Annotated in this window: 26 protein-coding genes; 6 read left to right on the top strand and 20 right to left on the bottom strand. The window is 68.8% G+C overall.

All coding sequences use genetic code 11. From position 1 onward, the window contains the following. Window positions 1-68 precede the first annotated feature (68 nt). Together FDA38_RS36480 and FDA38_RS36475 are read left to right on the top strand one after the other, a co-directional pair. Entirely contained in the window at window positions 69-1,517 is a 1,449-nt protein-coding gene (locus FDA38_RS36480; RefSeq protein ID WP_137258738.1) for a hypothetical protein, read from the top strand. 48 nt (window positions 1,518-1,565) lie between these two features. After that, window positions 1,566-2,132: a TIGR03086 family metal-binding protein gene (locus FDA38_RS36475; RefSeq protein ID WP_137258737.1), complete on the top strand. Its 567-nt coding sequence runs from the start codon at window positions 1,566-1,568 to the stop codon at window positions 2,130-2,132. On the opposite strand, the gene FDA38_RS36470 is transcribed toward FDA38_RS36475, so the two are convergent. From FDA38_RS36470 to groES, 10 genes are all read right to left on the bottom strand, one after another. Continuing rightward, entirely contained in the window at window positions 2,129-2,530 is a 402-nt protein-coding gene (locus FDA38_RS36470; protein WP_137258736.1) for a hypothetical protein, read from the bottom strand. The two genes, FDA38_RS36475 and FDA38_RS36470, sit on opposite strands and share 4 nt — an antisense overlap. Before the next feature lie 51 nt (window positions 2,531-2,581). Then, complete coding sequence (locus tag FDA38_RS36465; RefSeq protein WP_137258735.1) at window positions 2,582-3,301, bottom strand: alpha/beta fold hydrolase; 720 nt, start codon at window positions 3,299-3,301, stop codon at window positions 2,582-2,584. Next, on the bottom strand, window positions 3,298-4,404 hold the full coding sequence (locus FDA38_RS36460) for a GuaB3 family IMP dehydrogenase-related protein (RefSeq protein ID WP_137258734.1): 1,107 nt from the start codon (window positions 4,402-4,404) through the stop codon (window positions 3,298-3,300). The genes FDA38_RS36465 and FDA38_RS36460 overlap by 4 nt, the downstream gene beginning before the upstream one ends. Window positions 4,405-4,431: 27 nt before the next feature. Beyond that, window positions 4,432-5,943 (bottom strand): IMP dehydrogenase, encoded by a 1,512-nt coding sequence (gene guaB / locus FDA38_RS36455; RefSeq protein ID WP_137258733.1) that lies wholly within the window; start codon window positions 5,941-5,943, stop codon window positions 4,432-4,434. A 129-nt stretch (window positions 5,944-6,072) separates the two neighbouring features. Next, window positions 6,073-7,458, bottom strand: a complete 1,386-nt coding sequence (locus tag FDA38_RS36450) for a hypothetical protein (protein WP_137258732.1) — start codon at window positions 7,456-7,458, stop codon at window positions 6,073-6,075. Continuing rightward, a complete protein-coding gene (shbA, locus tag FDA38_RS36445; RefSeq protein ID WP_134107313.1) occupies window positions 7,451-8,074 on the bottom strand; it encodes an RNA polymerase sigma factor ShbA in 624 nt (207 codons plus the stop codon). The genes FDA38_RS36450 and shbA overlap by 8 nt, the downstream gene beginning before the upstream one ends. Before the next feature lie 99 nt (window positions 8,075-8,173). Further along, window positions 8,174-8,659 (bottom strand): TetR/AcrR family transcriptional regulator, encoded by a 486-nt coding sequence (locus FDA38_RS36440; RefSeq protein WP_137258731.1) that lies wholly within the window; start codon window positions 8,657-8,659, stop codon window positions 8,174-8,176. Between the two features lie 45 nt (window positions 8,660-8,704). After that, window positions 8,705-9,160, bottom strand: a complete 456-nt coding sequence (locus FDA38_RS36435; protein ID WP_380090924.1) for a GNAT family N-acetyltransferase — start codon at window positions 9,158-9,160, stop codon at window positions 8,705-8,707. 63 nt (window positions 9,161-9,223) lie between these two features. After that, window positions 9,224-10,843, bottom strand: a complete 1,620-nt coding sequence (gene groL, locus FDA38_RS36430) for a chaperonin GroEL (RefSeq protein ID WP_137258730.1) — start codon at window positions 10,841-10,843, stop codon at window positions 9,224-9,226. 130 nt (window positions 10,844-10,973) lie between these two features. Further along, complete coding sequence (groES, locus tag FDA38_RS36425; protein WP_130384566.1) at window positions 10,974-11,270, bottom strand: co-chaperone GroES; 297 nt, start codon at window positions 11,268-11,270, stop codon at window positions 10,974-10,976. A 213-nt stretch (window positions 11,271-11,483) separates the two neighbouring features. On the opposite strand from groES, the gene FDA38_RS36420 reads away from it, so the two are divergent. The 3 genes from FDA38_RS36420 to FDA38_RS36410 are packed head-to-tail and all read left to right on the top strand — an operon-like array spanning window position 11,484 to window position 14,002. Continuing rightward, window positions 11,484-12,065: a peptidoglycan-binding domain-containing protein gene (locus FDA38_RS36420; RefSeq protein WP_137258729.1), complete on the top strand. Its 582-nt coding sequence runs from the start codon at window positions 11,484-11,486 to the stop codon at window positions 12,063-12,065. Window positions 12,066-12,075: 10 nt separating this feature from the next. Further along, complete coding sequence (locus FDA38_RS36415; protein WP_137258728.1) at window positions 12,076-13,236, top strand: THUMP-like domain-containing protein; 1,161 nt, start codon at window positions 12,076-12,078, stop codon at window positions 13,234-13,236. Further along, window positions 13,229-14,002: an AraC family transcriptional regulator gene (locus FDA38_RS36410; protein WP_137258727.1), complete on the top strand. Its 774-nt coding sequence runs from the start codon at window positions 13,229-13,231 to the stop codon at window positions 14,000-14,002. The genes FDA38_RS36415 and FDA38_RS36410 overlap by 8 nt, the downstream gene beginning before the upstream one ends. 191 nt (window positions 14,003-14,193) lie before the next feature. Here the strand turns inward: FDA38_RS36410 and FDA38_RS36405 are convergent, their stop codons facing one another. From FDA38_RS36405 to FDA38_RS42490, 10 genes are all read right to left on the bottom strand, one after another. After that, the gene (locus FDA38_RS36405) at window positions 14,194-14,904 is read right to left on the bottom strand and encodes an alpha/beta hydrolase (RefSeq protein ID WP_137258726.1); all 711 of its coding nucleotides are present in this window, start codon (window positions 14,902-14,904) and stop codon (window positions 14,194-14,196) included. Continuing rightward, a complete protein-coding gene (locus tag FDA38_RS36400) occupies window positions 14,901-15,347 on the bottom strand; it encodes a GNAT family N-acetyltransferase (RefSeq protein WP_137258725.1) in 447 nt (148 codons plus the stop codon). Before FDA38_RS36400 ends, FDA38_RS36405 begins: the two co-directional genes overlap by 4 nt. Beyond that, complete coding sequence (gene tsaD, locus FDA38_RS36395) at window positions 15,344-16,393, bottom strand: tRNA (adenosine(37)-N6)-threonylcarbamoyltransferase complex transferase subunit TsaD (RefSeq protein ID WP_137258724.1); 1,050 nt, start codon at window positions 16,391-16,393, stop codon at window positions 15,344-15,346. Before tsaD ends, FDA38_RS36400 begins: the two co-directional genes overlap by 4 nt. Next, a complete protein-coding gene (locus FDA38_RS36390) occupies window positions 16,386-16,835 on the bottom strand; it encodes a GNAT family N-acetyltransferase (protein ID WP_137258723.1) in 450 nt (149 codons plus the stop codon). Before FDA38_RS36390 ends, tsaD begins: the two co-directional genes overlap by 8 nt. Next, the gene (gene tsaB / locus FDA38_RS36385) at window positions 16,832-17,491 is read right to left on the bottom strand and encodes a tRNA (adenosine(37)-N6)-threonylcarbamoyltransferase complex dimerization subunit type 1 TsaB (protein WP_137258722.1); all 660 of its coding nucleotides are present in this window, start codon (window positions 17,489-17,491) and stop codon (window positions 16,832-16,834) included. Before tsaB ends, FDA38_RS36390 begins: the two co-directional genes overlap by 4 nt. Window position 17,492: 1 nt before the next feature. Beyond that, window positions 17,493-18,419 (bottom strand): tRNA (adenosine(37)-N6)-threonylcarbamoyltransferase complex ATPase subunit type 1 TsaE, encoded by a 927-nt coding sequence (tsaE, locus tag FDA38_RS36380; RefSeq protein WP_137258721.1) that lies wholly within the window; start codon window positions 18,417-18,419, stop codon window positions 17,493-17,495. Beyond that, entirely contained in the window at window positions 18,416-19,534 is a 1,119-nt protein-coding gene (locus tag FDA38_RS36375) for an alpha/beta fold hydrolase (RefSeq protein WP_137258720.1), read from the bottom strand. The genes tsaE and FDA38_RS36375 overlap by 4 nt, the downstream gene beginning before the upstream one ends. A gap of 7 nt (window positions 19,535-19,541) precedes the next feature. Continuing rightward, window positions 19,542-20,687, bottom strand: a complete 1,146-nt coding sequence (gene alr, locus FDA38_RS36370; protein ID WP_202878009.1) for an alanine racemase — start codon at window positions 20,685-20,687, stop codon at window positions 19,542-19,544. A 15-nt stretch (window positions 20,688-20,702) separates the two neighbouring features. Beyond that, the gene (locus FDA38_RS36365) at window positions 20,703-21,344 is read right to left on the bottom strand and encodes an HAD family hydrolase (RefSeq protein ID WP_170989992.1); all 642 of its coding nucleotides are present in this window, start codon (window positions 21,342-21,344) and stop codon (window positions 20,703-20,705) included. 67 nt (window positions 21,345-21,411) lie between these two features. Further along, window positions 21,412-22,635: a GH12 family glycosyl hydrolase domain-containing protein gene (locus FDA38_RS42490; protein WP_170989991.1), complete on the bottom strand. Its 1,224-nt coding sequence runs from the start codon at window positions 22,633-22,635 to the stop codon at window positions 21,412-21,414. A gap of 234 nt (window positions 22,636-22,869) precedes the next feature. On the opposite strand from FDA38_RS42490, the gene FDA38_RS36355 reads away from it, so the two are divergent. After that, window positions 22,870-23,628 (top strand): META domain-containing protein, encoded by a 759-nt coding sequence (locus FDA38_RS36355; protein WP_137258718.1) that lies wholly within the window; start codon window positions 22,870-22,872, stop codon window positions 23,626-23,628.

The following is a 23,628-nucleotide window of genomic DNA, read 5'->3' as shown; positions in this document are numbered from 1 at the left end:
CGACAGTGTCAGTATCAGATCCCCATTAAGCTGAGCGGCTGAAGCCTGCGAAGGGGTGGAACGTCAAGATGGTGGACAGCGGGGGGCTCTGGACGCCCCCTGAGGACGAGCTCGGCGAAGCGCTGCAGACAGCCCAGGTGCTGATCGAAGAAGGCCGGGCCGACGAGGCCGGGCCGTACCAGCAGCGGGTCATCGAGCTGGCCAGGGAGCGGGCCGAAGGGTCTCCGAACCACTACGAGGCCAAGCATCTGATGGCCGCGACCCAGTACGAGCTGGCCGGCTCACTGAACGCATCGGGCCGGCACGAGGAGGCCCTGGTCGCGCTGCACGAGGCCCAGCTCGGCTACACCGAGCTGCAGGATGCCGGCGTGCTGGATGCGACCAGCTTCCTCGCCGACATCCGCGCCCGGCGCGCGATGACGCAGGCGCATCGCGGTCACGGCGCCACCGCAGTACTGGAGATGGACGGCGCGGTGATCGCGTACGGCCAGCTGGTCGGCGGCGCGGACGGGCTGAAGCACCAGCCCGACTTCGCCCGGGTGCTCGCGATGAACGCCCTGATCCTGCGCCGGTACGGCGACCCCGCGCTGGCAGTGGCATCCGCGGACGCGGCGACCCAGCTGTTCCTGCAGCTAGCGGACCAGATCAACGAGAGCCCACAGTCATTGTCGTACGCGCGCTACCTCTGTACAGCGACCGCCGTGTCGGCCGACGTCCACGCCGCCGAAGGACGACTCGACCTCGCGCTCGAGGCGGACGAGATCGGGCTGACGACAGCCGACACGCTCGCCGACTCGGACTCGACGACCGACATGCGCACCCTGGTCGCCGCCCTCGTCCGGAAGGGGAAGCACCTCGGCATCATCGGCCGGCTCGAGGGCGAAGCGTGCCTGCGGACGGCGTACGACACCGATGGCGAGACGGCGGTCCGGGTGGTCGAGGAGCTGGACCGTGGGCTGCCGTTGACGCTGGTCGCTGCGCTGGAGAACGCGGAGATCAAGCTGGGGCCGTACGAGCAATACCACCGGCTGCTGGCGTTGAGCGAGCCGGCGCCGGGGATGACGCTGGCGACGGTCTCGGGCCGGACGGACCCGGAGTCGGCCGCCGTACGTGCGACCGAGCTGGCGGAGCTCGTGCGGCCGCTGCTGACGCAGGACGCGGACGCGGCGTTGACGCTGGGGCTCGAGGCGCACTACCTGTTCGCGATCTCGTCGGAGCGCGAGTCGCACCGGATGCGGTACGAGACCAGCACGTATGTGCCGATCTGGGCGCAGCTCCTGCTGGACGTGTCCGAGGCGTACTACCAGGCCGGCCGGACCGAGATGGCGCTCGACCTGGGCGGCTGGTGCGCGGAGGTCGCGACCGCGCTGATCCCGTTCACCGACGACAACGAGACGATGAAGGACCTGGCCGGGTCCTGCTACCGGCACCACGGCGACCTGCTTGCGGCCGCCGGCGACCTGACCGCGTCGCACCACGCCCACGAGGCCGCACAGCAACTCCAGCTCGGCGGTTGACGTCCAGCCCGGCCGGGCGGACGCTGACGCTGGGAGGGGGTGCGGGCGATGGATGTCGTAGAGCTGCACAACCGCACTGTCACGGACTTCGCTGAGCTGGCCGCAGAAGTCGCAGAGAACCAGTGGGCGGAGCCGACACCGTGCTCGGACTGGGACGTCCGGACGCTGGTGAACCACGTGGTCGGCGAGGAGCGCTGGACCGTACCGCTGATGGAGGGCAGGACGATCGCGGAGGTCGGCGACGCCTTCGACGGTGACCTGCTCGGGGACGATCCGGCAGGTACTGCGGCTGCCGCGGCCCGCGAGGCGACCGCCGCGGCGGCCAGGACCGTCGACAAGGTGCATCTGTCGTACGGCGACGAGGACCCGGACGAATACCTGCGCCAACTCGCGGCCGACCACCTGATCCACGGCTGGGACCTGGCGGTCGCGATCGGCGCGCAACCCCGCCTCAAGCCCGACCTGGTCGCCGACGTCGCTTCATGGTTCGCAGAACGCGAGGACATGTACCGCAAGGTCGGCATGATCGGCCCCCGCCTCGAAGGCTTCACCGACCCGGCCGACCAGCTCCTCGCTGCCTTCGGCCGCGACCCGCACTGGAGCCCGGCGGGTTAGATGTCCTGGGCGTCGGCGCGGAGGGCGCCGACGAAGAGGCCGGCTTCCATCTCGGTCATGCCGGTCTCGGAGACGACCAGGGCGGTGGCCTGGTGGAGCTCACCGGCGGCCTTGAGGGCGCGGGTGCGTTCGGCCAGGTTGGTACCCGGTCGGCGTACCAGCGGCGTACCGGTGGTGGGCGGCACGTAGCGGCCGAGGCGGATGTCGTCGACCAGTTCCTTGGACTGCTTCAGGTCCAGTCCGGTGCGGTCGCGGATCAGCTTGACCGCGAGCACTGCCTTCTTCGTGGTGATCAGGAAGCGGATCTGGTCCACGTCATCGGGAGACAGTTGGCCCCGCGCTGCGGCGAGGGCAACATTGTCCGTGTCCTGGCTGCTCCGTCGGCTGAAAAGTCCCATGCGGCAATCCTTCCAGAACCCTTCAAGCTGTGGGGACTCGTAGCATTTCGCTCAGCCTGCGAGCAGATTGCGGATCTCGTCCCAGGCCCGTGCGCCGAGCTCGCGATCGGCCTCCTCGGTGCCGCCGCGCGCCATCCGCTGACCGGCGGACTTCGGGTCCTCTCCCGGCAGCACCGGCCGATGTCCTGCTTCCGGCCCGACCACGATCCGGGTACGGCGTTCACCGCGCCGCCGGACGATCTCCTCCGCGAACTCCACCGACGGCCACACCCGGTCGTCCCCACCGGCGATCAGCAGTACTTCGCCGATCCGCTCGACCGGGATCCGAGCCTGCTCCGCATCGGCAAACCGCTGCACGCTCTGGCGGTACAAGCCGGTGTAGCTCGGCGGATCGTCCTCCGCCTTCCACTCAGAGTCGAACGGTACGAACGGCAGCGGCTGGCCCTGCCACGTCCACGCCGACCGCTGGCTCCCGTCCTCCAGGACCCGGGCCCAGACGTAGGCGCTCGGGGCGAACGCGACAACCGAGTCCACCCGATCGTCGAGCGCGCCAAGCAGGAGCGCAGCCTCGGCACCCCACGAGCTGCCCATCACGACCAGTCGATCGTTGCGGGCCGCGAGTTCGTCCAGCGGGAACGACTCCAGCGGCACGTCGTGTGTGACGGTCCACCGCGGCGCGAGGACGTCGTACCCCTCCGCCTCGAGCAGACGGGCACGCTGAACGTCCGGCGCCCCACTCGAGCCGTGCAGGAGGAGTATGCCGGTCCTCAACCTACGACGACCTCGACCCGCTGGAACTCCTTGAGCTCCGTGTAGCCGGTGGTCGCCATCGCGCGCTTGAGGGCGCCGACCAGGTTCATCGTGCCGTCCGGGACCCAGGACGGGCCGAACAGGATCTGCTCCATCGTGCCGGTGACGCCGACCTCGACCCGCTCACCGCGGGGCAGGTCCTGGTGCCAGGCCTCGGCGCCCCAGTGGTACCCACCACCCGGCGCGTCGCTCGCCCGCGCCAGCGGCGAACCGACCATCACCGCGTCCGCGCCGCAGGCGACCGCCTTCGCCACGTCGCCGGACCGCCCGACCGAGCCGTCCGCGATCACGTGCACGTACCGACCGCCGGACTCGTCCATGTAATCCCGCCGCGCCGCCGCCACGTCAGCGACCGCCGACGCCATCGGCACCGCGACGCCGAGCACCTTCCGCGTCGTGTGCGCCGCGCCGCCGCCGAAGCCGACGAGCACGCCGGCCGCACCGGTCCGCATCAGGTGCAACGCCGCCTGGTGCGTCGCGCACCCGCCGACGATCACCGGTACGTCGAGGTCGTAGATGAACTGCTTGAGGTTGAGCGGCTCGGCCTGCCCGGAGACGTGCTCGGCCGACACCGTCGTACCGCGGATGACGAACAAATCGACGCCCGCATCCACGACGTGCTTGGCGAACTGCTTGGTCCGCTGCGGCGACAGCGCGCCGGCCACGGTCACGCCGGAGTCGCGGATCTCCTGCACCCGCTGGGAGAGCAGCTCGGGCTTGATCGGCGCCGAGTAGATCTCCTGCAGCCGGTGCGTGGCCTGCGTCTGGTCGAGGCTGGTGATCTCCTCGAGCAGGCTGGTCGGGTCCTCGTACCGGGTCCAGAGACCTTCGAGGTTCAGTACGCCGAGACCGCCGGCCTTGCCGATCGCGATCGCGGTGGCCGGCGACATCACCGAGTCCATCGGCGCGGCCAGGATCGGCAGCTCGAACCGGTACGCGTCGATCTGCCAGGCGACCGAGACCTCCTCGGGGTCCCGCGTCCGCCGCGACGGCACGATCGCGATGTCGTCGAACGCGTACGCCTGCCGCCCACGCTTGGCGCGGCCGATCTCGATCTCGGTCATCTGGTTCCTAACGGGTTGCAGGCGGTGTCAGCGGCCGGAGTAGTTCGGGGCCTCGACCGTCATCTGGATGTCGTGCGGGTGGGACTCCTGGAGGCCGGCGGAGGTGATGCGGACGAAGCGGCCGTTGTCCTGGAGCTCCGGAACCGTGCGGGCGCCGGTGTACCACATCGACTGCCGCAGGCCGCCGATCAGCTGGTGCGCGACCGCCGACAGCGGGCCCCGGTACGGAACCTGGCCCTCGACGCCCTCGGCGATCAGCTTCTCGTCGGAGCCGCCGTCGTGCTGGAAGTACCGGTCCTTCGAGTACGACTTGCGCAGCCCGCCGGACTGCATCGCGCCGAGCGAACCCATCCCGCGGTACGCCTTGAACTGCTTGCCGTTGATGAACACCAGGTCGCCCGGCGACTCCTCGCAACCGGCCAGCAGCGAGCCCAGCATGACCGTGTCCGCACCGGCGACGAGCGCCTTGGCGATGTCTCCGGAGTACTGCAGGCCGCCGTCGCCGATGACCGGGACCCCGGCCGGCTTGCACGCCAGCGAGGCCTCGTAGATCGCGGTGACCTGCGGTACGCCGACGCCGGACACGACCCGCGTCGTACAGATCGAGCCCGGACCGACGCCGACCTTGACGCCGTCCGCACCGGCATCGACCAGCGCCTGGGCGCCCGCACGGGTGCCGACGTTGCCGCCGACGATGTCCACGCCGCGGGTCGCCGGGTCGGCCTTGAGCTTGCGGATGATCTCCAACTGCGCCTGGGAGTGACCGTGCGCGGTGTCGACGACCAGCACGTCGACGCCGGCCTCGACCAGCGACATGGCGCGCTTGTACGCCTCGCCGAAGAAGCCGATCGCGGCGCCGACCATCAGCCGGCCGCTGGCGTCCTTCGTGGACAGCGGGAACTTGTCCCGCTTGACGAAGTCCTTCAGCGTGATCAGGCCGGTCAGCTTGCCGGCGTCGTCGACCAGCGGCAGCTTCTCGACCTTGTGCTTGCTCAGCAGGGCCATCGCGTCGTCGGCGGAGATGCCCTGCTTGCCGGTGATCAGCGGCTGCTTGGTCATCACCTCGCGGACCGGGCGGGACAGGTCGTTCTCGAAGCGCATGTCGCGGTTCGTCACGATGCCGACCAGCACACCGGCGTCGTCGACGACCGGCACACCGGAGATCCGGTACTGCGCGCAGAGCGCGTCGGCCTCGCCGATGCTGGCGTCCGGGCCGATCGTGATCGGCTGCGCGATCATGCCGGACTCGGAGCGCTTGACCAGGTCGACCTGCTGGGACTGGTCCTCGATCGAGAGGTTGCGGTGGAGGACGCCGAGACCGCCCTGGCGGGCCATCGCGATCGCCATCCGGGCCTCGGTGACGGTGTCCATCGCGCTGGACAGCAGCGGGATGTTCACCCAGACGTTGCGGCTGACCCGGGACCGGGTGCTCGCCTCGGAGGGGATGACGTCGGACTCGTTCGGCTGCAGCAGCACATCGTCGAAGGTCAGGCCGAGGACGGCGAACTTGTCGGGAACTCCAGCGGGTGTGATGTCCATGGGTAAAACAAGCACCTTTACACGGCGAGTACGGAACCCCATCGTATCCGCGCGCCCACCGAGCCCCGAATCGGCCGTCCACAGCACTCCGCCCGCCGCAGTTGCGCGGCGGGCGGAGCGGGTGGTCGGTTACTTGTTGACCGGCGCGTTGACGATGTTCAGGATCGCCAGGACATCCGCGTCGGCGGTCGACCCGTGGGTGCGCTCGATCGCCGCGTGCTTGCCCTCGGGGTACTGACCGGTCGAGTGCTTGCCCTTCGGGTAGGCCTTGCGGACCGAGCCCGTGGTGACCTTCCCGCTCGAGTGCTTCCCGGCCCCGGCCTTCTTGGCCGATGCCGGCTTCTTGGCGGTCGCCTTCTTCGCCGTCGGCGGCTTGCCCGCCTGCGACTCACCGAAGAACAGCTTCGCGCTCTCGATGGTGACCGGCTCACCCGTGGGCGTCGGCAGGACCGGGCTCAGGATGTCGCCGATGATGCTCGCCGGGTCCTTCTGGTCCGGAACCTGGGTGACCGGGTCGCTCGGCTTCTGCTCGTCACCCGGCGTGCTCGTATCCGAACCGCTGGTGCCGCTCGCCCCGGTCCCGTCGGTGCCATCGGTCTGGCCCGTGTCGCCGGTGGGCGTGCTGGTCGGGTCGCCGGTCGTCGTGTCGCCCGTACCCGTGTCGACGTTCGCCGGCGGCGTGGTCGTGTCAGTGCCGGTCGGCGTGGTCGGCGGCGGCTCCGTCGGCGTGGACGGCGGTGGCGTGTCGGTCGGAGTCGACGGCGGCGGAGTCGGCGTCGTCGTACCGTCCGTGTCGCCGCCGCCGGTCGTGTCGGTCGGCGGGTCGGTCTTGGTGTCGGTCGGCTTGTCGGTGTTGACGTTGCCCGGGTCGTTCGTCTTGATCCCCGTCGGCACCGGAATCGTCGGCTTGTCCAGGATCGCCATCGGCTTGTCCGTCGGCTCGACCACCGGCGTCGGCGTCGACTTGATGTCGATCGAGTTCGGGTCGACGATCAGCGAGCCGCCCTTGCCGGCTTCCTGCGCAGCGCGCTCGGCCTGGACCTGCTGCTTCTTGTAGTCCTTGCCGACCTTGACGATCTTGGTCTTGTCCATCACCGGCAGACCGTCGAGGTCTTCCTTCGGGAAGCTGGTCTGCGGACGGACCGCGTCGACCATCTTCTCGATGACCTTCTCGTACGGCGACAGCGGATCACCGTTGACCGCGGCGGCCACCCCGGAGACCGACAATGCGGCCACCGCCGCCACCCCGAGCGCCAGACCACGCGTCGCCATCTTGCGGGCGAACGGGTCGGTGATCGGGTTGAGCGCGGCACAACGTGCCAGGAAGCTCTCCGGATCGTCGATGGTCTCCACCGGGAGCTCGTCCTCGACCTCAACCGCCAGCCGTAGCTCGGCCAGCAGCTGAACGGCCGCGTCGTACTCGCCCGCCGAGCGGGCGGACTCCCCACCGGCGGCGAGCAGATCGAGCAGCGCGTCATCGGCCTCGATCGCGTCCAAGTCAAAACGGTCAGCCATGATGCTCCTCCCCTGCTCTTCCTCGTTCCAGCTGTGCTTCATGCCCCACAAACCCCCTGAGCGTGTTCAACGCTCGATGCTGTGCGACCCTCACCGCCCCCGGTGTCATCCCCAGTGCCCGGCCGGTCTCCTCGGCTGACATCCCCGCTACCACCCGGAGTCGCAGGATCTCCCGCAACTTCTCCGGCAACTTGTCCAGCAGCCCCATGATGTGCTGGACCTCCGACTGCCGAACCGCACGCTCCTCCGGCGTCGGCGACTCGTCCGCGCCGTCCGGCAGGTCCGGCGTCGAGACGTCGGCAACCGCGAACGCACGCTGGGCATCGGCGACCTTGCGGGCCGCGATGCCGTAGACGAAAGCCTCGAAAGGCCTCCCCTCGTCGCGGTACCGGCTCAGCGCGCCGAATACTGCGACACAAACCTCTTGTGCGACGTCGTCGACCATGTCGGCGCCGCCGGGATAGGTCCACAGACGGGACCGTACGTATCGGTGCGCCACAGCGCGCACTCTGGTGAGCAGGTCATTGAGAGCTGTTCGGTCCCCGTCGCCGGCCAGCGCGGCAAGATCCCTAAGCTCGACCCGGTCGTGGGTGTCAGGTACTCGGACCTCGGTCACCCCTCGCCCCCTCGTGTTCAGACCGGTCAGCCTGAAAGATGGTACGGCGCTCAACTCTTCTTGCCTAGTGGCAATTCGTGGTCACTACCGGCCACTTGATCACGATCTGTCACTACTCACGAGTTCACTGATCTCGCTCTCGACCAGCCGTGCCAGATCCACGTCCGTTCCGGCGAAATAGCCGGCCAGTTCGAGCGACAGGATCCCGTGCAGCCGGGTCAAAAACGAGACTGCTCGGTCCGATCCGCCCGTGGCGTCGACCAGCACGCTCATGATGGTGTCGTCGGGTACGGGCGTCCCGTAGATCAACAGATAGCGCTGCGGGTTCGCGAGTGCCCAGGTGCGGATCACCTGAGCCAGCGCGACCACGTCCGCGCCCCCGTCGTACGCCGATCTGACCGTGTCGGCGAGGTTGCTGTACGCGTCGCGGATCAGCTCGGTGATGAGCTCGTCGCGGCTCTCGAAGTACCGGTAAAGGGCCGGTCCGCTCACGCCCATCTGCTTACCGATCGCGTTCAAGGACAGGGCCGAGACGCCGGCCTCGGCGATCTGCGTCCAGGCGTGCTGCTTCACCTCGTCACGCATCTGAGCGCGATACCGCTCCCGTGGACCATCCACGGTGAGAGCCTCTCACGGCGCGGTGAAGCGGATGAGTTCGGAGGCGTGCTCGCCGCCCCAGTCGATCGGCGTACGACCGGTCTCCAGCCAGCCTGCGCGCCGATACAGGTGTACGGCGGCGCCCCGGTTGTCGACCACCTCCAAGGAGAGGTCGCGGTCGAGGGCCGCAGCAGTGGTGACACAGTGCTGCAGGAGTTGGCGGCCGATCCCCTGGCCTGTTGCCTTGGGATCGACGAACAGCCGCTCGACCTCCGCGGCCGGACCTGCAGCGGTGAGGATGACGTGTCCGACCACCTGTTCAGCGTCCACAGCCACCCAGATACCGAGTGCGTCCTCCGGGGTCAGCCACCGTGCCGGGTCGGTCGGCCAGTTGATCGGGTAGCCAGCTTGCTCGTGGACGGCTCGGAGGATGTGGACACAAACAGGCAGGTCTTCGTCATGACGCTCTCGAATCAGCACAGGCCACATAGAAGCACCGCCCGGCAGGAGACCTGCCGGGCGGTGCTGGGTACTGCGGTGTGCTGCCAGGAATCAGTGACCGTGGCCGTGGCCGTGACCGGCCGCCGCGGGCTCCTCTTCCTCGGGCTTGTCGACCACCAGCGTCTCGGTGGTCAGCAGCAGCGCGGCGATCGAGCCGGCGTTGGCGAGCGCGGACCGGGTCACCTTGACCGGGTCCAGCACGCCCTGGGCCAGCAGGTCGCCGTACTCGCCGGTGGCCGCGTTGAAGCCGCTACCGAGCTCCAGGTCGGCGACCTTGGCGGTCACGACGTAGCCCTCGTAGCCGCCGTTCTCGGCGATCCAGCGCAGCGGCTCGACGATCGCCTTGCGGACGATCCGGACGCCGGCGAGCTCGTCGCCCTCCAGGCCGAGGCCCTCGTCCAGCACCGCGGCCGCGTGCACGAGAGCGGAGCCGCCACCGGCGACGATGCCCTCCTCGATCGCGGCCCGGGTCGCGGACACCGCGTCCTCGATCCGGTGCTTCTTCTCCTTCAGCTCGACCTCGGTGGCCGCGCCGACCTTGATCACGCAGACGCCGCCGGCCAGCTTGGCCAGCCGCTCCTGCAGCTTCTCGCGGTCCCAGTCGGAGTCGGTGCGCTCGATCTCGGACTTGATCTGGTTGACCCGGCCCTCGATGTCGTCGGCCTTGCCGGCACCCTCGACGACGGTCGTGTTGTCCTTGGTGACCACGATGCGACGCGCCGTACCGAGCACCTCCAGACCGACCTGGTCGAGCTTGAGGCCGACCTCCGGAGCCACGACCTGCGCGCCGGTGAGCGCGGCCAGGTCCTCCAGCATCGCCTTGCGGCGGTCACCGAAGCCCGGCGCCTTGACGGCGACCGAGGTGAAGTTGCCGCGGATCTTGTTCACCACGAGGGTGGACAGGGCCTCGGCCTCGACGTCCTCGGCGATGATCAGCAGCGTCTTGCCGGACTGCACGACCTTCTCCAGCAGCGGCAGCAGGTCCGCGATCGCGGAGATCTTGCCCTGGTGGATCAGGATGTACGGGTCCTCCAGCACCGCTTCGCCGGCCTCGGCGTCGGTGATGAAGTACGGCGAGATGTAGCCCTTGTCGAACTGCATACCCTCGGTGAACTCGAGCTCGGTCCCGAAGGTGTTCGACTCCTCGACGGTGATCACACCGTCCTTGCCGACCTTGTCGAACGCGTCCGCGATCAGCGTGCCGATCTCGGCGTCGCGGGCGGAGATGGTGGCGACGTGGGCCATGTCGCCCTTGTCGTCGACCGGCCGCGCGGTCTCGATCAGCTTGGCCGACACGGCCTCGACGGCCGCCTCGATACCGCGCTTGAGGCCCATCGGGTTGACGCCGGCGGCGACCGCCCGCAGGCCCTCGTGCACCAGCGCCTGCGCCAGCACCGTCGCGGTGGTGGTGCCGTCACCGGCGATGTCGTTGGTCTTGGTGGCGACCTCCTTGGTCAGCTGCGCACCAAGGTTCTCGAACGGGTCGTCCAGCTCGACCTCACGAGCGACGGTCACACCGTCGTTGGTGATGGTCGGGGCGCCCCACTTCTTGTCCAGGACGACGTAGCGGCCCTTCGGGCCCAGCGTCACCTTCACCGTGTTCGCGAGCTTGTCGACGCCGCGCTCCAGCGCGCGCCGAGCGTTCTCGTCGAACTCGAGGATCTTCGGCATGAAAAATCCAGTCCCTCTCTGAAATCGCTAGATCGTTGCAGGCTCGAACCATCGCCGCTCCGACACCGACTCCGCCCCGGCACCGGAGTACGGCACCAGGGCGGTGTCAGTCAGGAACAGCGAGCGATCGTCACTTGCTGACGACTGCGAGGATGTCGCGGGCGCCCAGGATCAGGTAGTCCTGGCCGTCGTACTTGACCTCGGTGCCGCCGTACTTGGAGTAGATGACCTTGTCGCCGACAGCGACGTCCAGCGGGACGCGGTTGCCGTTGTCGTCGATCCGGCCCGGGCCGACGGCGAGGATCTCGCCCTCCTGCGGCTTCTCCTTGGCGGTGTCCGGGATCACCAGGCCGGACTTCGTGGTCTGCTCGGCTTCGAGCGGCGCGACGAGGACGCGGTCCTCGAGCGGCTTGATCGTGACCGACACTTGCTGACCTCCACGGTCGATTTGCTTGGCTGCGTTCATGGTGGTCGCGCTCCCCTGCCGTCGCGGGGGTCAAGGGCCGGACCGCTGGCACCCTCGCATCGAGAGTGCCAACACCGAATCTAGGCCGCGATTAGCACTCGGTCAACTCGAGTGCCAAAGGATTCTCAGCCTGAGACGTATGACCCGGTGATCATCGAGGTACAGAATGTGTTCATGGCTCTGCCCAAGCTGTCCGGCCGGACGATCGCACTCCTGGCCGCCGTCGCCGCGGTCGCGGTCGGAGCCGTTGCCGCGAACGCATCGAAGCACGAGTCACCGGCCGCCGCCGCCCCCGCGGCCGCCCCGGCGCCGAAGCCTTCGACCGACCAGAACGTCTCCCACGACGCCACGGCCGCCGAGCTGAAGGCAGCCGCCGCGCTGCCGCAGTGCCGGTCGGCCCGGCTCGTCCCGGTCAACCGCAGCTGGGGCATCCCGATGCCGTCGATCTACGCCAGCACCAGCACCACCTGCAACCTGATGTACGGCGACGACCCGTACCGCGGCTCCAACCGGTACGGCGACCCGGACACCGCCATCCAGGTCCTCCAACGCAACCTGAACTTCTGCTACGGCTCCAAGCTCGCCATCGACGGTATCTACGGCAGTAATACCCGCGCGGTGATCAAGCAGGTTCAACGCAAGCACCACCTGGTCGTGGACGGCATCTACGGTCCGAAGACTCGCTCGGCGATGAACTGGCGGCTGTACTCGATGGCAACGAGAAGCTGGAGCAGGAGCTGTTCCAGCCCGCTCTAGAGTTCTCCGAGTGACAGTCACCGCGTTGCTCGACGGGCCGGGCGCCGACGTGCTCGCAGCAGCGTGTGCGGAGTACAAGCCCGGTCGTGAGCTGCAGCTGGTTGAGAAGCTCAGGCGCCGGTACGACGCGACGCTGGTGACTACGGCGGTCACACAGGCCGCGCTGCGGCACCGGGCGGTCGCCAAGTTCGGCGCGGACGCCGAGCGCATGTACTTCACCCCGGACGGTCTGGAGCAGGCCACACGGACCACAGTCGGGACCCACCGCGCTGTACGCCTCGCAGCCACCATGCCGGGTGCCAGCGTGGTCGACCTGGGCTGTGGGATCGGTGGTGACCTCATCAGCGCCGCCCGCGCCGGTCTGCGGGTGACCGGTGTCGAGCGCGACCCCGAGACCGCAGCCACGGCCCGTGCCAACCTGGCCACCCTCGGTCTCGCCGGTGACGTACTAGTAGGTGAAGCCGAGTCGACCGACCTCGCGCCGTACGACGTGGTGTTCGCCGATCCTGCCCGGCGTGCGGACGGGCGGCGGGTGTTCGACCACAACGCCTACTCGCCGCCATGGTCGTTCGTACTCGAGCTGCTGCAGCGGACTGCCTGCGTGAAGGTGGCCCCCGGCATCCCGCATGACGCGATCCCCGCCGGCGTGGAGGCCGAGTGGATCAGCGACTCCGGTGAGGTGAAGGAGGCCGCGCTGTGGTCCGGCCAGCTCTACGGCGGTACGCCGCGCCGCGCGACTCTGCTGCCCAGCGAGGCCACCGTCTCGGACGCACCCGAGTCTGAGGTCGGCCCGGTCGGTCAGTACATCTACGAGCCCGACGGTGCCGTCGTACGAGCCGGCCTGGTCACAGCGGTCGCCGCAGCGGTCGACGGCTGGCTGCTGGATCCGCGCATCGCTTATGTGACTGCAGCGGAGTACGTCGCGACGCCGCTCGCCTCGGCGTACGAGGTGCTGGAAGAGCTTTCCTACAAGGAGAAAGCGCTGCGTTCCTGGGTTCGCAGCCAGGACATCGGGACGCTGGAGATCAAGAAGCGCGGCGTGGATCTCGATCCGGCGCAGCTGCGGAAGAAGCTCGCCCCGAAGGGCTCCGCGTCAGCGACGCTGATCATCACCCGCATCGGACGCGACGCGGTCGCCTACTCATGCCGCAGAGTGACAAGCAATGCCTGACAGCCGACCACTCCGCTCAGAGCTCTTCCCAGCTGCCGGCGCGCACGAGTGGGCTTCCGGCGACACCAGCCCGATCCAGACTCACGACGAGGGTCACCTGGTGTACGCCGCCCGCGGGGTCCTCTCCGTACACACCGACCGCGGTACGTCGATCGTCCCCGCCAACCGTGTCGCTTGGACGCCGGCCGGATTCACCCACCAGCACAGCGCGCACGGCGAGACCGACATGCGCATCGTGTTCCTGCCGGCCGCACTGGCGCGGCGCATCCCGGACCGACCGGCCGTCTTCCTCGCGTCCGGACTCGCTCGCGAGGTGCTGCTCGCCCTCACCAGTCGCCAGTTCGACGACGCCGCCCGCGCCCGCCTTCAGCGAGTCCTCGTCGACGAGCTGCACGAAGCGACCGAGCAGCCACTGCAACTACCGGAACCACGCGACGACCGCCTGCGCACGATCGCGCAACACCTCCGCGAGAACCCAGCGGACAACACCTCCCTGGCCGACCTGGGACGCAAGGCCGGCGCCGGCGCACGCACACTGAGCCGCCTGTTCCACGACGAACTCGGCATGACGTACTACGAATGGCGCACGCAGCTGCGCATCTACCACGCGCTCGTCCTGCTCGCGGACGGCCACGACACGACGTACGTCGCGCACGCCTGCGGCTGGGCGAACCCGAGCGGCTTCATCGCGGCGTTCGCGGCCGTCGTCGGAACAACTCCCGGGCAGCACTTGCGTTCGACGCATATTCGAACATATGATCGATAACGCGAGCGGGTCTCCGGGTGACAAGCCGGCGGGCGAGGTGCTGCGTCTGCTGCTGCAACTCCCCGGAGGCCCGCCACTAATCGTTCAACCCTGATTCATCTGGGTAAGGCAGGCTGACAGCGGAACCGGTTGGCCGCTGACCGTTCGCCTGGGGAGCAAGCGGTGCGCGTTACCCCCGGGCCTCTGCCACCTCATTGATCCGCACGGAACCGTTCCTTCACCGGCAACCGGAGCCGCGCCAGCGCGATGCCGCCGATCGCCGACACCACGTGCTCGCCGGCCTCCGGCAGAACCTCGCTGCCACCGGCCGGGGTCCCCCGGACGAAGTCGGCCACCAACCGGTCCCAATCCTTCGCACGCCGCAGCATCGCGTGCCCTTCACCCGCGAGCGAGTACGTCGTCACCGCCGCCCCGGCCGCCCGCAGCCTCGCCGCGTACGCCGCGGTGCCGGCCGGATCAGTGATCGTGTCATCGGTGCCGTGGACGAACGTGATCGGCACGCGAACCGCGACGAGCGGCTCGTCGACCGGCAGCCACGGCGCGAGCGCGAGCACGGCCGCCACCCGAGGATGATCGGCGACGGCAACGACCGCTCGCCCGCCCATCGAGTGCCCGATCAGGAACACCCGCGAGATCACCGGCGGCAGTTCGTCCAGCACGGTCCGCAGATCGGTGGCAGCGTCACCGCCGTCGTTCCACCCGCGGAAGCGATACCGCAGGAACCCGACGGCAGCCTCCGGCGCGGCAGACCTCGCGGCGAGGGCGAACGGCCACATCCGAAGTAGCGCGGGTCGCCACAGAGTCGGGTCCTCGTGTGAGTGCTCCTGCCCGCCGTGCGCGAGCAGCACCAGATCGGTCGCCCCCGCCGGGTGCCGGACGAGATCGACACCCGGAGACCTCACAGCTGCGTGTACAGCTCGGTCGGATCCTGGCGGATTGCCATCATCCGGCCCGGCGTGGTCTCGGTGAATCCGTACGAGCGGTAGAGCTCGTGCGCGTCGGCGGTCGCGAGCAGAATCTGCCGCAGACCCTTCAACTCCGGGTGCTCCAGCAGCGTCGACACGACGAACCGGCCGAGACCGTGTCCGCGATGCGAGTCCAGCACGAAGACGTCTGCCAGCCACGCAAACGTGGCCCGATCGGTCACCATCCGCGCGAACGCCACCAGCGCACCGTCCGCGTCGTACACCCCGAGGTTCAATGAGCCCGCGATCGACTTCTCGACCACCTCGCGCGGGATTCCGGCCGCCCAGTACGACGTAGTCAGGAAGCCGTGCACCACGTCGACGTCGATGCGCGCGACATCGTCATCGGCCTCGAAGCCGTCCGCCCCGGTCCATCTCACTTGTTCAGTACCTCCGTGATCGGCATCGACGAGTCAGCAGGCAGATCCAGCGGCGACGGTGCCCGGCCGGCCCGGACGAGCTCCGAGCCCAGCGCGGCGACCATCGCACCGTTGTCGGTGCACAGCCCCGGCCGCGGCACGCGTACGGCGATACCCGCCGCCGACGCGCGCTCTTCCGCCATCGAACGGAGTCGCGAGTTCGCGGCGACGCCGCCGCCGATCAGCAGATGCTCGAAGCCGCGGTCCTTGCACGCGTCGATCGCCTTGCGGGTCAACACGTCGCACACCGCCTCCTGGAAGGCGGCAGCGACGTGGTTCACCGGCACGTCCTCGCCGTCCCGCCGGCGCGCCTCGACCCACCGCGCGACCGCGGTCTTCAACCCGGAGAACGAGAAGTCGAACCGGTGCCGCTCGAGATCCCGCTGCGACGTCAGCCCGCGCGGGAACGTCACGTACAGCCTGTCCCCGCCGTCACGCGCCGCCTTGTCGATGTACGGCCCACCGGGGAACGGCAGCCCGAGGACCCGCGCGACCTTGTCGAACGCCTCGCCCGCCGCGTCGTCGATCGTGCTGCCCATCGGTACGACGCCGTCGGTGATGTCCTCGACCGACAGCAGCGACGAGTGCCCGCCGGACACCAGCATCGCGACGCAGCCCTTCGGCAGATCGCCGTGCTCCAGCGTGTCGACGGCGACGTGTGCCGCCAGGTGGTTCACGCCGTACAGCGGCTTGTCCAGCGACAGCGCCAGACCCTTCGCAGCTGCGACGCCGACCAGCAGGGCACCGGCAAGCCCGGGCCCGCTGGTCACCGCGACCGCGTCGACGTCGGTCGGCTTGATCCCGGCCGTCTCGCACGCGCGCCGGATCGTCGGCACCATCGCCTCGAGATGCGCCCGGCTGGCCACCTCGGGTACGACGCCACCGAACCGGGCGTGCTCCTCGACACTCGACGCGATCGCGTCGGCGAGCAGCGTCTGCCCGCGCACGATCCCGACGCCGGTCTCGTCGCACGACGTCTCGATCCCCAGGATCAGGGGCTCACTCATCGATCCTCCACCGCATGATCACCGCATCCTCGCCGTCACCGTAGTACCCACGCCGCCGGCTGATCTCTTCAAAACCGAAGCCCGCATACAGGCCCCGCGCCGATTCATTGCTCAAGGCAACTTCAAGCAGCACGGTCCGTCCCGCACACCGGTCCAGGGCCGCCGTCATCAGCTGCCCGCCGATCCCGGTCCGGCGCTCGTCGGGCGCCACCGCGATCCGCAGTACCTCGACCACGTCCTCGACCACCGGCGGCAACAACAGCACGACGTACCCGACAACCGCGCCTTCGTCCGCGACCAGGATCACCCGGTCCTCGGACAGCCGCTCGAACTCGTCCGACCAGCCGACCGTACTCCAGGCCTCCGGCCCGAAGCACAGCTCGTCCAACGCGACCAGCGCAGACTGATCGTCCGCGCGAGCCGCTCTGATCGCAGGTCTCACAGCACGCTCTTGGGCCCGGCGGACATCGTCACGTCCGGCCGGCGCAGGTACAGCGGCTCCGGCGCGACGACCTCGAGCGTCCGAGTCGCCACACCCGTCGCCAGCACTTCGGCCGACGGGTACTCCGCAACGTCGGCGTCCGCCACGCCCAGCACATCGGCGTACAGGACTGCTCCGCGACCGATCACCGGCAGACCGGACAGCACGTGCGCGACCTCGGCCGGCTTGTCGACGGCGGGTCCCTCCAGGCGACGCCGGCTGCCGTCCGCGGCGGGACCGTCGTACAGCGCCCAGTAGATCTCCTTGCGCCGCGCATCCGTCGCGACCGCGACAGGCAACGACAACGACGACTGCCGCGCGAGGATGTCCAGGCTGCAGACGCCGGACACCTCGATGCCCAGCACCTCGCCCATCGTCCGTGCGGTCACGAGCCCCACCCGCAACCCGGTGAACGGACCTGGGCCGACGCCGACAGCGATGCCGGTCAGGTCGCGCGGCGTGATGCCGGCTGATTCCAACGCGGCCGCGATCGCAGGCGCGAGCAACTCGCCGTGGCGTAGCGCGTCCACGGTCGTCGACGAGGCAACGATCTCGCCCGTCGGCGTGGCCAGCGCGACGGTGACCGCGGCGCTCGAGGTGTCAAAGGCAAGCAACATGTCAGTTCTTCTCCAGTACAGACACCCGTACGCCGGACGCGGCCCAACGCGAACCCACCGGCGTGATCCGCAGCGACCGGGTCTCGTCGGTGTCGTCGTCGCCCCGGGTGATCACAACGTCCAGACGCTCCGGCGCCAGGGCTTCGGCGATGCCGTGCCCCCACTCGACGACCGTCACCGCGTCTTCGAGACTGGCGTCGAGGTCGAGGTCGTCCAGCTCGGCGAACCCGCCCAGCCGGTACGCGTCCACATGCACCAGCGCCGGCCCACCGGCCAGCGAAGGATGCACGCGCGAGATGACAAAGGTCGGCGACGTCACGGCACCTCGCACCTTCAGTCCGGTGCCGAGTCCCTGGGTGAACGTCGTCTTACCTGCGCCGAGGTCGCCCGACAGGACCAGGAGGTCGCCTGCCCGGAGCTGACCGGCCAGCTGTTCACCGATCGCCTGCATGTCCTCGCCGGTCGGCACGGTCAGCTCGACGGGCAGGGCCTTCGCATAGATCAGGTTCTGCGCTTGCTGGTCGACCACGGAGTACCCGCGCCGCCGCCAGAACTCGACCGTGTCCGGCAGTTCGACCCGGGCGATCAGGTTCACCCTGCTGAGCCCCCGCCGTACGGCGACCTGCTCGGCGCAGCCGACCATCGCCGAGGCGACACCGCGGGCCTGGCTGCGCGGGTCGACGGAGACGCGGCGCAGGTTGAGGACGTCACCGGTCTGCTCGAACAGCATCGCCCCGGCCGGGGTGCCGTCGATCAGCACCAGCAACCCACCGTGCTCGGCAACGGCCGCGGCGACGGTGATGGCGTTCTCGGACAACGCCGTCGACGGCGGGTCGAGCACCCGCCGCGCAGAGAAGGCGTGATGGATCACGGTGACGATGTCGTCGACGTGTTCGGCGGTCGCATCGACGACGTGCAAGTCGGTCATGAGGGTCCTAGGGATTGTTCGGCTCGTTCGATCATCCCAAGGAGGGCTGCGGTGAATTCACGGTGGTGCTCGATCAGGCCCAGGTGGCCGCAGTTCTTCACCTCGACGAGCTCGGCGCCGGGCACCCGCCGGACGATCTCCTCGGCGTGCGCGAACGGCGTCAGCTGGTCCTTGTCGCCGCCGATCACCACGCACTCGACCTTCTGCAGCGGCTCGAGAGAGTCGAACTTGTCGTGCAGCGCGAAGATCGGGTAGAACTCCGCGATCACCTCGATCGGCGTCGCCGCGATCATCTCGTTGACGAACTCGGTGAACGCCGGCGGCACCTCGGAGCCGAACGAGTACTTCCGGGTCAGCAGGTAGCTGATGTCCGAGCCGGCCTTCCGGCTGCGCTCGACCACGTCCGGGATCCGCGCCAGCGCGGCGACCGTCGGCGTCGCGAGCGACCGCGCGAGCATGCCGAGCTTGCCCGGGAAGACGATCGGTACGCCGTCCAGCCCGCCCGCGCTGGTCGAGCACAGGCCAACGCCGATCACCCGGTCGCCGAACAGCTCCGGATGCTGCTCGGCCAGCGCCATGATCGTCATACCGCCCATCGAGTGGCCGATCAGGATCACCGGACCGGTCGGCGCGAACTGCTCGATGATCCCGTACAGATCCTGGCCGAGCTGTTCGATGCTGACGTGTTCCTTCGGCGACCGGCCGGACCGCCCGTGCGAGCGCTGGTCGTAGAACACCATCGTGCCGATGCCGGCCAGGTCGCGGCGCTCGAAGTGCCAGGCGTCCATGTTCAGCCCGTAGCCGTGCGCGAAGATCACGGTCAGGTCTTCGGGCGGCAGCGGTAGCTTCCGACCGAGTCGGCGCTTCGGCGGCGGAGCAGGTCGCCGGGACCGCTTCAGTTCGTCCACTTCGACGTACAGCTCGACGCCGTCGTCGGCGGTGAAGATGTACGGCGTACCGCGCTGCGACCCGAACGGCTCGGCCTCGAGCTGCTTGCGCTGACCCGATCTCCGGCCGATGACTGTGCGCTCGACCGCGACTCCGGCCGCGGCCCCCGCTGCCAGCACTCCGACCGCGGCTCCGATCAAACCGGCAGTCCGCCCTGCTTTGGACATTGCCGGTCTACCTTTCGCTGTCGACGTACCTGCGCGGGATCCGGGCGCCCAGGCGGGTGACGATCTCGTAGTTGATGGTGCCGGCCGCGTCGGCCCAGTCGTCCGCCGTCGGCTCGCCCGACGTACCCGGGCCGAACAGCACGACCTCGTCGCCCGCCGCGGCCTGGTCGTCCTCGAGGTTGACCACGCACTGATCCATGCAGATCCGCCCGACGACAGTACGACGCTGACCGCCGGCCTGGACCGGGGCTCCGTTCGACGCGTGCCGCGGCAGGCCGTCGCCGTACCCGAGCGGGATCAGGCCGAGCGTCGACGGACGCGGCGCCGTCCAGGTCAGCCCGTACGAAACACCCGCACCGGCCGGCACCCGCTTGACCATCGCGAGCCGTGCTTTCAGCGTCATTGCCGGCTTCAACCCGAGCTCTGACGACGGCAGCGCATGCCCGAACGGCGACAGGCCGTACGTCGCGACGCCCGGCCGGACCAGGTTGAAATGCGTCTCCGGCAGCGCCAGCGTCGCACCCGAGTTCGCCAGGTGTTTGAACTCGGCGTCGATGCCGAACGACTCCGCCACCTCTATCGCTTCGGTGAAGGTCGCCAGCTGGGACTCGTTCACCGGGCTCTTCGGCTCGTCGGACGACGCCAGATGCGACCAGATCCCCTTGATCTCGATCCGTCCGGCCGCCTGCTCACGCACCGCGGCCCGGATCAACGCCGGCCACTCCTCCGGTACGGCGCCACCGCGCGACATACCGGTGTCAATCTTGAGGTGCACGCGGGCCGGCCGATCCGTCACGCCCGCCGCCAGCTCGTCAATCTCCCACGGCGCACCCGCAGACAGGTCGATGCCGGCGTCGATCGCGTCGGTCAGCGGCTCGCCCGGCGTGGTCAGCCAGCAGAAGATCGGTCCGGTGTCACCGGACTCGCGCAGCGCGAGTGCCTCCTCGAGTACTGCGGCGCCGATCCAACCGGCACCGGCCTCGCGGGCGGCGCGGGCGACCTGCACCATCCCGTGCCCGTAGCCGTCGGCCTTGACCACGGTCATCACCTGCGCGCCCGCGGCACGGGCACGCAGCGTGGTCACGTTGTGGCGGATCGCCGCCAGATCGACGACCGCCTCCGCGCGGACCGGGTGTGACTGATGAGTAGACATGGTCATCCCAGTGTCTCAGGCGCCGTCGATCAGGTCGGCCAGGGCCGTCATGTTGTGGAGAACCGTATCCGCATCGGAAAGTTTCGCCGGGTCCGTCATACCGGCGTACCCGAACACCTTCATGCCGGCCGCGACCGCCGCCGCGACGCCGAGCGGACTGTCCTCGATCACCAGGCAGTCGGCCGGCTTCACGCCCATCGATGCGGCTGCATGCAGGAAGAGGTCGGGCGCCGGCTTGCCGTGAGCAACGTCCTCGGCGCTGAAGATCCGCCCCTCGAAGCGGTCCAGGAACCCGACCGCGGTCAACGCCGTACGGATCCGTTGGTGGGTGCCGGAGGAGGCCAGGCAGTAGGTGATGCCGCGGGCGTCCAGGTGATCGAGGACAGCCTCAACGCCCTCGATCGCCTGGAGCTGGGCGAATCCCGCGAAGAGCCGCTGGTGGTACCGGTCCTCGAGATCCGCCGGCAGCGGATGCCCCAACTGCGCCTCGGTCTTCTGCCGCATCGAGGCCATCGAGCCGCCCATGAAGTCCCGCACGGTCTCCTCGAAGGTGTACGGCAGCCCCGCCTCGGTCAGCAGCTCGGCCAGGATCGTGTTGGCCAGCCGCTCCGAGTCCACCAGCACACCGTCGTTGTCGAAAATCACGAGTCCGATCACGACAGAAACCCTAAGCGGCCACTGCTCGAAGCAGTGGCCGCCGGGGTACGCGAGAGCTGTCCGGGGGTCAGTTCTCCTGGATGGAGAAGTCGGTGAAGTTGAAGCGCTGCTTGGTGTTGCCGGTGGAGACGACCTCGACTCCGTAGTCGACCTGCCAGGTCGTGGCCTTCGGGGCCCAGCCACGGGTCTGCATGTCGTTGAAGAAGCTGGCCAGCGGCATCGTGCCGGACTTCTGCGTCACCTGGGACACGTACGCGGTGTAGCCGTTCTCGTGCCAGACGTCGTACTTGAAGCCGCCGAACGTCACGGTGCCGACCTTGTCACCGGCCGGGACCTGCTTGGAGTTGTCGGTCCAGATCATCAACTCGTTGTTCAGGTCGTCGCCGATCCAGACGTCGAACGCGACGTTGTAGATGCAGGCCGGGCAGTTGGCCGGCGTCGTGGCCGCGAACTTGGCCGACTGGATCTTCGACAGCGGTACGTCGTTGTAGTCCTTGTGGACGTTCGGGTACGCCTGAACACCCTTGTCACCGGGCAGCGGCTGGGTCACGTCGAGGAACCAGTTGTTGTAGTTGCAGGCGCTCAACGTGTACGTGCCGTTGTCGTTGTTCCACATGTTGTTGTGGACGTAGTACGCACCGAACGTCCGGCCGTCACCCTGGTTGTTCGTCGAGGTGGTGACGAACGACGGCTTGGTGCAGGTCGCGCTCGGGCTGCCGGTCGACGTGGGCGTCGTCGTGGTCGGCGGGGACGTCGGAGGGGTCGACGTGGTCGGGGGCTTGGTCGGCGTCGACGTGGTGTGCGTCGGAGTCGCCGTGGGGGTGGTGGTCGTCGGCGGCTTCGTCGGCGTGGCCGTCGTGGTGCTGGTCGGCGTCGGCGTGGTCGGCTGGGCCGGCACCTCGGCGAAGTCGTAGTGGACCGTGTACGTCAGCTTGGTGCCGGCGCGGTACTTGTTGCCGTCGTACCGGACGGCGCGCAGCCGGTAGCTCTTGTCGGTGGTGCGGCTCGGGTCGATCGACACCATCGCGGGACCGGAAGCGGTCGCGGTGATCGCGACGGGCTTCTGGGTGAATCCGTGCAGGACGGTGCAGCCGGAGTACGCGTCGATGACGCAGGTTTCGACGCGTCCGACGTTCGGGAGGGCAGTTACCGTGCTGTCCGCGGCGTTCGCGGTCGATACCGGCGAGTCCTTGGACGCGTGGACGGCGATCGGTACTGCGACCAGGCCGGCCACGGCGAGGAGGACCGCAGGCAGGATCACGCGGCTCCGGGCAGTTCGGATGGGGGGCATGCGGAGAGTTCCTTAGTGTGCTCGACGGGTCGCACTGTTGCCCCAGAACTTCAGTGTGGCCCTCAACTGTTCGATTGGATCCCCAGAGGGGCCGGTACATCCGGCCTTGTCGTGCTATTCGCTCTCGCGTACGGCCGTGACGTTATCGAACCGTGATCATGCCTGCCAACCCTGGGTCCCGATTTAACGCAACGCGAACGTGCCGGGTGACGTCCTTGGGGTGTGAACAAACGGATGATCGCTGTCGCCGGAGCCGTGCTTCTGCTGGCTGGTTGTGGGCAGAACACCGACCCCGGTGCGTCACCTGTGGGCAAGACGTTCCTGTCGACCTCGGTCACCGAGGACGGGCAGCCGAAGCAGCTCGCGCCGAAGACCCGCGTCCGGCTGCAGTTCACCGATGACGGCCGGCTGGTCGCCGACGCCGGCTGCAACTCGATGCAGTCCAAGGTGTCGACGAAGGACGGCAAGCTCGCGCTCGACGGTGAGCTGGCCTCGACCGCGATGGGGTGCCCCGGCCCACAGCAGGGCCAGGACTCGTGGCTGGCCGGCATCATCAGCGCGAAGCCGACGTGGAAGCTCGACGGCAACAAGCTCGATGTCACCGCGGGCAGTACGACGATCTCGCTCGAGAACCGCGAGATCCTGGAGCCTGACCTCCCGCTCGACGGCACCCGGTGGATCCTGAGCAGTGTGATCTCGGGTGACAGCGTCGGCCATTTCGCCGGTTCCGAGAACGTCTGGCTGACGCTGAACGGCGAACGCGTCACCGGCTCGACCGGTTGCAACGACTTCCAGGGCGTCGTCGCACGGTCGACCGGAAAGCTCACCTTCGGCGAGCTCGCCACCACGCGCCGGGCCTGTGCCGGCAACCCCGCGATGCTGGAATCCCAAGTACTGAAGGGATTGAAGGGCGAGATGACCTACCACATCTCCGGCGCGACACTGCAACTGCGTTCCGCCAACGGCGGCCTGGACTTCACGGCGGTACGCTGA

Origin of the sequence: Kribbella jiaozuonensis (assembly GCF_005233875.1) — a bacterium.
GTDB lineage: Bacteria > Actinomycetota > Actinomycetes > Propionibacteriales > Kribbellaceae > Kribbella > Kribbella jiaozuonensis.
Note: the sequence above shows the minus strand (reverse complement) of the source record. Positions and strands in the feature narration are given on the sequence as shown.